The following is an 8,791-nucleotide window of genomic DNA, read 5'->3' on the forward strand; positions in this document are numbered from 1 at the left end:
TTTCATTTATCAACGTTTACTTTGACAAATCATTTGTAAAATCAATGTATTTAACCCGCTATCTAACTTTCATTCTATCAAAAAAACAGTTAGAAGTTGTATAAAATATTAAGAATATATACAAAAAAGGAGACACCTCATTCAACTTTCTGAGATATCTCCTTTTTACAGTGAGAGAAAAGTTACTAATAAATTATTCCGAGATAATTTATTACACCTTTTTCTTTTTAGGTATCTTCACCGTAATTTGATAATATTCTTCTGTATCTTCTTCTTCCGTATTTACCGTAATACCACTTTTCGTTACCATCGTTAATGATTGCTTAATAGTATTTAAGGCTATACGGACATCTTTACTAATGGCTTTGCGCTTCGGCCTTGCTTTCTTTGGTACCGACTCCTCCTGCTCGTCTGTTACCGGATGCAAGATGACCTGAATCTGTTCCTCTAACTGGCGAACATTCCAATCATTATCAACTGTTTGTTGTAAAATTTCTAGTTGTAATGGTTGATCTTTAATAGCAATTAATGCACGTGCATGTCGCTCAGAGATCTTGCGCTGTAATATGGCTTGTTGCACTTCATCTGGAAGCCTTAATAAACGTAATTTATTGGCTACAGTGGATTGTCCTTTTCCAAGTCTTTGGGCAAGAGCTTCTTGTGTGAGCTCATGTAGCTCCAACAATTTTTGATAGGCTACCGCTTCTTCAATTGCAGTTAATTCCTCACGCTGTAAGTTCTCTATTAACGCAATAGAAGCTGTCTCCTTATCGGTTAAATTACGTACAATAGCAGGAACCTCTGTCCATTGTAGCTTTTTCATAGCTCGATAACGACGCTCACCGGCAATGATTTCATATTGATTTTCTGATGTTTTACGTACAACAATTGGCTGAATCACACCATGCGTATGAATGGTTCTTGATAATTCTTCAATTTTTTCATCATCAAAAATAGTACGTGGCTGAAAACGGTTAGGTACAATTTCATCAATAGGCAATTTTATGACTTCTTCTGCTGTTTGAACCGCCTCTGCTTGTTCTACTTCATTTTTCACAATAGGCTCTGTTTTACTTCCGCCTCCAAAAAAACGTGAAAAAGGACTTTTCATCCAAGTGGCACCACCTTTAAGTAACTATCTTGCTCTGTCTCATTCTATTATTATTTATTATATTTCCTCAAATGTATATAGTTCATAGATGACTTTTGCGTGAACCATCCATAACTAGTATGTATGCTCAAAATAGAAAAAATATATTCTACTTTGAGAAAGTTTCACATGAAACACTAATTATTGAATTGGTGTTTTATTTGGTACACCTGGCTTACGCGGGTATTTTTTCGGTGTTCCTTTTATTTTATCAAATATATATAAAGTGCGGTCACTTTCTTCCACAGGTAGCTTGAAAGAATATTCTTCTTTCAGTTTAACACCTAGTGTTGTTAATGCTTTTTTAGCATCTTTTAATTCTTCTGCACCTGCAGCTGCTTTTAAGGCAACAAAATAGCCATCTTGTTTTGCTAATGGCACACATAGCTCCGATAAAACAGATAAACGAGCTACTGCACGTGCTGTCACCACATCATATTGTTCACGATATTTTAAATTTTGACCAAACTCTTCTGCGCGGGCATGCACAAAATTCATATTTTCTAATTGTAACTCATCACTTAAATGGTTTAAAAATGTAATTCTTTTATTTAAGGAGTCGACAATTGTGACATGTAAATGTGGGAAACAGATTTTTATTGGGATACTGGGGAAACCAGCACCTGCTCCTACATCACAAACAGTTATTACTTTTGAAAAATCAAAATAAAATGAGGCACTGATTGAGTCAAAGAAATGTTTTAAATAAACACCTTCTAAATCTGTAATAGCAGTCAGGTTCATCTTTTCATTCCACTCGACTAGTAATTCAAAGTATTTTTTAAATTGAGCAATTTGCTTTTCGGAAAGCTCGATGCCCTTTTTTTTAAGTGCCTCAATAAATTGTTGTTCGTTCATGTAAAGTCTCCTTTATTAATCTAGCCATACTAGTACATCTTAACAATAGTATTGCTTTAAAAATAGGAAGCGGGCACAATGGTATGCCCGCCCCTTATTCACTTTACTGTTCTTATTAACCGCTTATTTTCGCGATTTTACCTTGTTCAATGTAAACAAGCAGAATAGAAATATCTGCTGGGTTCACACCAGAAATACGAGAGGCTTGTGCAATGGAAAGCGGTGTAACTTGTTTTAATTTTTGACGCGCTTCTGTCGCTAAACCAGAAATCGCATCATAATCAATGTTTTCAGGGATTTTTTTATTTTCCATTTTATGCAGCTTCTCTACTTGTAGCAATGCCTTTTCGATATAGCCTTCATATTTAAGCTGAATTTCAATTTGCTCTTTTATTTCTTCTGTAAATTCAATATCTGCCGGGATTAATGAGGAAATCATCTCATAATGCATTTCTGGGCGTTTTAGTAAATCAGCGCCCCGAATTCCATCTTTTAATTCACTACCTCCAGCAGAACGAATAACAGCTTGTGTAGCTTCATTCGGTTTAATAATTATTTCACGAAGACGTGCAATTTCATTGTCAATCAATGCTTTTTTCTCAACGAATTTTTCATATCGTTCTTGTGGAACCATGCCGATTTTATAGGCTAACTCTAATAATCGTAAATCAGCGTTATCATGACGTAACAATAAGCGATACTCTGCACGAGATGTTAGTAAACGATAAGGCTCGTTTGTTCCTTTTGTCACAAGATCATCGATGAGTACCCCAATATAGGCATCCGAACGACTAAGGATTAATTCCTCTTTACCAAGTACATTAGCTGCAGCATTCATTCCTGCCATTAATCCTTGGGCAGCCGCTTCCTCATAGCCCGATGTACCATTAATTTGGCCAGCTGTATATAAGCCTTTAATGCGCTTTGTTTCTAGTGTTGGCCACAATTGTGTAGGTACAATTGAATCATATTCAATGGCATAGCCAGCACGCATCATTTCTGCGTTCTCTAAGCCTGGGATTGATTTTAGTAAACGTGTTTGAACATGCTCTGGTAGGCTTGTTGATAAACCTTGAACATAAACCTCACGTGTATTACGTCCTTCTGGCTCTAAGAAAATTTGATGTCTCGGCTTATCGTTGAAGCGTACTACTTTATCTTCAATTGAAGGGCAGTAGCGTGGACCTGTCCCTTTAATCATCCCAGAATACATCGGTGAAAGATGTAAATTCGCCTCAATTATTTCATGTGTTTCAGGGCTTGTATACGTTAACCAGCAAGGTAGTTGGTCCATAATGAATTCCGTTGTTTCAAAACTAAATGCACGAGGAATTTCATCTCCTGGTTGAATTTCAGTTTTATCATAATCAATTGTACGATTATTAACACGTGGTGGTGTACCTGTTTTAAATCGAACAAGGTCAAAACCAAGCTCTTTTAAATTATCAGCTAAGCGAATTGACGGTTGTTGGTTATTAGGACCACTTGAATATTTTATATCCCCAATAATAATTTCACCGCGTAGGAAGGTACCTGTTGTGACAACTACTGTTTTGGCACGATAAATAGCACCGATTTGTGTAATAACCCCTGTTACTTCTCCATCCTCAATGATAAGTTCTTCTACCATTCCTTGATGGATTGTTAAGTTTTCGGTTTCCTCTAATATGCGTTTCATCTCTTGTTGATACAAAACTTTGTCAGCTTGCGCACGTAATGCACGTACAGCTGGGCCTTTTCCTGTATTTAACATTCGCATTTGAATATGTGTTTTATCTATAACTTTCCCCATGACGCCACCTAAAGCGTCTATTTCACGTACGACGATTCCTTTGGCAGGACCACCAATGGATGGATTACATGGCATAAATGCAATCATATCTAAGTTGATCGTTAACATCAGTGTGTTAGCACCCATTTTAGCCGCAGCATGTGCAGCTTCTGAACCTGCATGACCTGCGCCAATGACGATCACATCAAACGTGCCTGCCTCATATTTTGTTGGCATGCTCGTATCTTCCTTTCTTTCTTAAAGTTATTTTCCTAAACAAAACTGAGAAAATAGCTGGTTGATTAGGCTTTCTTGCACAGTGTCACCTATAATCTCACCAAGTAATTCCCAAGTTCTTGTGACATCAATTTGTACCATATCAACTGGAACTCCAGCTTGAGCAGCCGCTATTGCATCCTCAACTGTTGCCTGTGCTTGATGCAATAGTGCAATATGTCTTGCATTTGAAACATATGTTAAATCGCCCGCTTCAAGTTGCCCTTCAAAGAACAATGCAGCTATCGCTTCTTCTAGCTCTGTAACACCCTCCTCCTGTAAGAGAGAAGTTGTTACAATGCGATGTTTACCTGCTAGCTCTTTGACACGCGCTAAATTAATTTTTTGCGGTAGATCTGTTTTATTGATAATAACGATGTAGTCCATCGCCTCAATAGTTTCGAATAAACGCTCGTCCTCAGCAGTTAACTCATCTGCATAGTTTAATACAAATAATATTAAGTCTGCACCTCGAAGCGCTTCTCTCGAACGTTCTACGCCAATTCGTTCAACAATGTCTTCTGTCTCACGAATACCCGCTGTATCCACTAAACGAAGTGGAACACCGCGTACATTGACGTACTCTTCTATAATATCACGAGTAGTACCAGCAATATCTGTCACTATGGCCTTATTTTCCTGTACCAAGCTATTTAAAAGAGAAGATTTCCCTACATTTGGACGCCCCAAAATAACAGTCGATAAACCCTCTCGTAATATTTTCCCTTGAGAAGATGTTTGAAGAAGTTTAATAATTTCATCTCGTACCCATGTACATTTTTCTACTAAAACAGGTACAGTCATCTCTTCTACATCATCATACTCTGGATAATCTATATTAACCTCTACTTGCGCTAATGTCTCTAGTAAAGCTTGGCGCAAGTCACCAATAAGTCTTGATAATTTTCCATCCATCTGACCTAAGGCAACATTCATTGCTCGGTCTGTTTTGGCTCTTATCAAATCCATTACTGCTTCAGCCTGAGATAAATCAATACGCCCATTTAAAAACGCACGTTTAGTAAATTCACCTGGCTCTGCTAGTCTTGCTCCATTCGTTAATGCTAGTTGTAAAACACGATTAACTGAAACTAATCCACCGTGACAATTTATTTCAACTACGTCCTCGCGTGTGAAAGTTTTTGGACCACGCATTAATGATAGCATTACTTCCTCTACTACCTCTTTTGTTTTAGGATCCACTAAATGACCATAATGAATAGTGTGCGAATCCTTTGTCGTTAAACTTTTTCCACCTGGTGATTTAAATATTTTATCTGCAATCGCCACTGCTTCGTCCCCACTTAAACGAACGATGGCTATGGCACCTTCACCCATAGGTGTGGATATCGCAGCAATTGTATCAAACTCCATTTAATGACCTCCTTAACGTTATCCACATGTGGATAATCGAAACCGACCAATACTTACTAACACCTTAGACTAACATATTTTCAACAAAATCTAAAGTAAGGATCATTTCCAAATGTGGATAACAACCATTTTTTTATAGGACTGAATTTCGACAAAAATACTTATTCTTTGTCTCATAAAAAAAGGTCACTTTATCGCGAGGGATAAAATGACCTTTAAAACTATAGTGTCTGTATGTTTTTGAAAATAATCTAATTGTTTTTGACAGGCTCAATGACTAAATAACGATTAGGTTCTGAGCCTTCTGAATACGTCTCAAGATCAAGACGATTAGCTAATTGATTATGAATTATTTTTCTTTCGTATGACGGCATTGGTTCAAATGCCACACGTTGATTTGAACGTAATGCTTTATCCGCCATTCGATCAGCAAGTAACTCTAAAGCTACTTGTCGACGTTCGCGATAGTTTTCCACATCTAATTTCACCATTAAGAACTGCTTAGCGCTTTTATTGAGCACTAGCTGCGTTAATTGCTGTAAGGAATTTAATGTTTGACCACGTTTCCCGATAAGTAGAGCAGCTTTCTCACTTTTCAGCTGAAAATAAACGTATTTCCCTTCACGTGTCGTAGTTATTTCAAGATCATCAATATCCAATTGCTCAGCAATCGTTACTAAATAAGCTTTTGCCTCCTCAATTGGGTTTGCTGAATCTTCTTCCTCATTTTGTTCGTTTACAACTTTTTGAACAGCTTCGATTTCATTTGGTTGATCAGAAACTTGTGAACTGATTGTTTCAACATCATCTACTGCTAATTGTTTGTCTAATTGAGTCGTTATTTGCGATTCGGCTTCTTCACTTTCAATTACCGGAATCTGAACTTCCTTTACAGTTACACGAACTTCTGCGGAACGTGCACCAAAACCTAAAAATCCTTTTTTACCTTCTTGTAAAACTTCAACATCTACTTGTTCACGGGTTTTGCCAAGTTTCTGTAACGCCAATGAGATCGCTTCTTTTGTTGTTGCGCCTATTTGCGTAAGTTGTTTCACTTTTTAGCCCCTCCATTTTGAGCAGGTTGTGTTTTATCTTTATTCCAAGGCTTATAAATATACAGGTTTTGGAAAATCGAAATAATGTTCCCGATTACCCAATATAGTGATAATGCAGCTGGTAAGGCCATACCAAAAGCAATGATCATGAATGGCATAATATACATCATAATTTTCATTTGAGGATTATCCATTGCTGGTCCTGTACGTAATACGATAAATTGCATTAAACCTGCTGTAATTGCTAATGCAGGTGCAGGATCCGCTAGAGGGAAGATAAAGAAATTCCCTAAATCAAATGTAGATGTAGCATTCATACGGCTAATTGCATGATAGAAACCAATTAAAATTGGCATTTGAATGATTACTGGTAAACACCCTGCAAGTGGGTTTACACCTGATTCACTCATCAGCTTCATCATTTCTTGCTGATATTGTTGTTGTGTCTGAGCATCCTTAGAAGCATACTTCTTTTGCAGTTCCTTCAATTTTGGCTGAATTTCTTGCATCTTTTTAGAACTCTTTGTTTGTTTAATCATTAGTGGCAAAATTGCTAAACGAATAATAATCGTTACGGCAATGATCCCCCATGCGTACGTGCCAAGTAGCTCAGCAAAGTATTTTATCGCTGATACCAACGGCCAAACAATGAATTCATTCCAGAAGCCAGTGCTGTCTTTGGAAATTGGTTCATTGAATTCTGTACAACCAGATAGTAGTAGAGCTACTGATACTAGTGACAAAATTACCCAATGTTGTTTTTTCAACCTTCTTCCCCCTACAATTACTATTCACTTTTTCTAAATCTATATGCATCTTCTTTATTCACTGACTGACAGTTTCCTGCCCTAAAATCTGTGACATCTGACAGCAGCTTTATCTCAGCTTAAACAAAGATAAAGTTATCAGCTATTTTATCATGCCTATAACGTTTCACTCTACTAAATATTCTCACAATATACACTTATTCCTGAGTTTTGTGGCGAATTTAACATATTTTTAAGTGAAATCTAACGTTAAAAATACCCCTATACGTATACTTCCCTAGGTTATGGTATGCAATCTCACTCTCATTCTTAAAGCTAATAATACAGGCGCATTTTACCACTCGGTTGCATACATTACACTTTCTTCAATACCTTTGCGATTTTTAGTACATGTTGCAAACTTTGTTTCACTTCATGAAAATCCATAGTGGCCGCCGGTTGTCTGGCGATAATAACATAATCCATATTCGTCTTTAGATCATCCTTTAAGTCAAGAATACTATGTCGAATATAGCGTTTTATTTGGTTGCGTTTTACCGCATTCCCAAGCTTTTTACTAACCGATAAACCTACACGAAATTCTGTTTGTTCCTCTTTTGATAAAAAGTAAACAACAAACTGACGATTAGCGAAAGATTTACCTTTTTTAAACACCTTTTGAAAATCATCATTCTTCTTCACTCTTTGGCGTTTTTTCATTTCTTTCACCTGCTAATAGATAATATCTTTTGATCCTCATTTCTAGGTTTACCAAAAATAAAGAAAAAAAAGACCACTGATGTGGCTCAGTGGACTTATTTTATGCTGATAAAACTTTTCTTCCTTTACGACGACGAGCAGCAAGAACTTTGCGACCGTTTTTCGTGCTCATACGTGCGCGGAAACCGTGAACTTTACTGTGTTTACGTTTCTTTGGTTGGTAAGTACGTTTCATTTATATAGACACCTCCTGATATATGAGTTGAATTTTTCAACATACAGACTCGAATATTATATAAAGTAACTAGTTATTTTGTCAATGTATTTCACAAATTTCTTTTAGGTAGTCATTCTATGTATCTTAATGAATCTACTTCATCTTCCCCCAATGACCATTCCAATACTCCGAAAAAAACAATATTACTAACTTTTTTTTAAAATATTTATCCACAGAATACTTGTTTTTTTTGCACAGAGTTGTGTATAGTGTTTTTTGCATATTTTTTTATCCACAACATTTATCTACAGTTTTTTCACATACGCAGTGCTTGTGGACAACTCTAAAGTGCATAACTACAAGCTATGTGGATAAGTTTCATAAACTATTGAAATAGCTTTGTTTTTCTGATACGATTACTGTGCTTCACTTTGTTGAAAACTGAAATGAACATTTTAATTATCCACAACTGTTAATATGCTGTGGATAATTTTTATCACAGCCTTTGGTTAACTTTTATCCACAACTTGTGATTATGTGGACGAGTTGTAAAATGAACGTATTTGCCATTTCTATAAATGCAATTTTTTTTATGTATTGAACACTGTAAAGGAGATTAGTAGC

8 protein-coding genes are annotated in these 8,791 nt (G+C 36.4%); all 8 read right to left on the reverse strand.

Annotated elements, in window-relative coordinates:
- Nucleotides 1-211 precede the first annotated feature (211 nt).
- Nucleotides 212-1,111: a nucleoid occlusion protein gene (gene noc / locus MKY80_RS23160; RefSeq protein WP_008177973.1), complete on the reverse strand. Its 900-nt coding sequence runs from the start codon at nt 1,109-1,111 to the stop codon at nt 212-214.
- A gap of 180 nt (nt 1,112-1,291) precedes the next feature.
- A complete protein-coding gene (gene rsmG, locus MKY80_RS23165; RefSeq protein WP_008177975.1) occupies nt 1,292-2,008 on the reverse strand; it encodes a 16S rRNA (guanine(527)-N(7))-methyltransferase RsmG in 717 nt (238 codons plus the stop codon).
- 115 nt (nt 2,009-2,123) lie between these two features.
- A complete protein-coding gene (mnmG, locus tag MKY80_RS23170) occupies nt 2,124-4,016 on the reverse strand; it encodes a tRNA uridine-5-carboxymethylaminomethyl(34) synthesis enzyme MnmG (RefSeq protein ID WP_342531395.1) in 1,893 nt (630 codons plus the stop codon).
- Nucleotides 4,017-4,043: 27 nt separating this feature from the next.
- On the reverse strand, nt 4,044-5,429 hold the full coding sequence (gene mnmE, locus MKY80_RS23175; RefSeq protein WP_008177979.1) for a tRNA uridine-5-carboxymethylaminomethyl(34) synthesis GTPase MnmE: 1,386 nt from the start codon (nt 5,427-5,429) through the stop codon (nt 4,044-4,046).
- Between the two features lie 251 nt (nt 5,430-5,680).
- Nucleotides 5,681-6,484 carry an RNA-binding cell elongation regulator Jag/EloR gene (jag, locus tag MKY80_RS23180; RefSeq protein WP_008177981.1) on the reverse strand — a complete coding sequence of 268 codons (804 nt, stop codon included), beginning with the start codon at nt 6,482-6,484 and terminating at the stop codon, nt 5,681-5,683.
- Complete coding sequence (gene yidC / locus MKY80_RS23185) at nt 6,481-7,251, reverse strand: membrane protein insertase YidC (RefSeq protein ID WP_008177983.1); 771 nt, start codon at nt 7,249-7,251, stop codon at nt 6,481-6,483. The genes jag and yidC overlap by 4 nt, the downstream gene beginning before the upstream one ends.
- A 354-nt stretch (nt 7,252-7,605) precedes the next feature.
- Nucleotides 7,606-7,950, reverse strand: a complete 345-nt coding sequence (rnpA, locus tag MKY80_RS23190) for a ribonuclease P protein component (RefSeq protein WP_043990425.1) — start codon at nt 7,948-7,950, stop codon at nt 7,606-7,608.
- A gap of 100 nt (nt 7,951-8,050) precedes the next feature.
- A complete protein-coding gene (rpmH, locus tag MKY80_RS23195; protein WP_004233310.1) occupies nt 8,051-8,185 on the reverse strand; it encodes a 50S ribosomal protein L34 in 135 nt (44 codons plus the stop codon).
- Nucleotides 8,186-8,791 lie beyond the last annotated feature (606 nt).

It is taken from the genome of Lysinibacillus sp. FSL R5-0849, assembly GCF_038595075.1.
In the GTDB taxonomy this organism is placed as follows: Bacteria; Bacillota; Bacilli; order Bacillales_A; family Planococcaceae; genus Lysinibacillus; species Lysinibacillus fusiformis.

Coding starts and splice junctions, on each gene's coding strand:
- noc (WP_008177973.1), bottom strand. CDS start 1,111: ATGAAAAGTCCTTTTTCACGTTTTTTTGGAGGCGGAAGTAAAACAGAG.
- rsmG (WP_008177975.1), bottom strand. CDS start 2,008: ATGAACGAACAACAATTTATTGAGGCACTTAAAAAAAAGGGCATCGAG.
- mnmG (WP_342531395.1), bottom strand. CDS start 4,016: ATGCCAACAAAATATGAGGCAGGCACGTTTGATGTGATCGTCATTGGC.
- mnmE (WP_008177979.1), bottom strand. CDS start 5,429: ATGGAGTTTGATACAATTGCTGCGATATCCACACCTATGGGTGAAGGT.
- rnpA (WP_043990425.1), bottom strand. CDS start 7,950: ATGAAAAAACGCCAAAGAGTGAAGAAGAATGATGATTTTCAAAAGGTG.
- rpmH (WP_004233310.1), bottom strand. CDS start 8,185: ATGAAACGTACTTACCAACCAAAGAAACGTAAACACAGTAAAGTTCAC.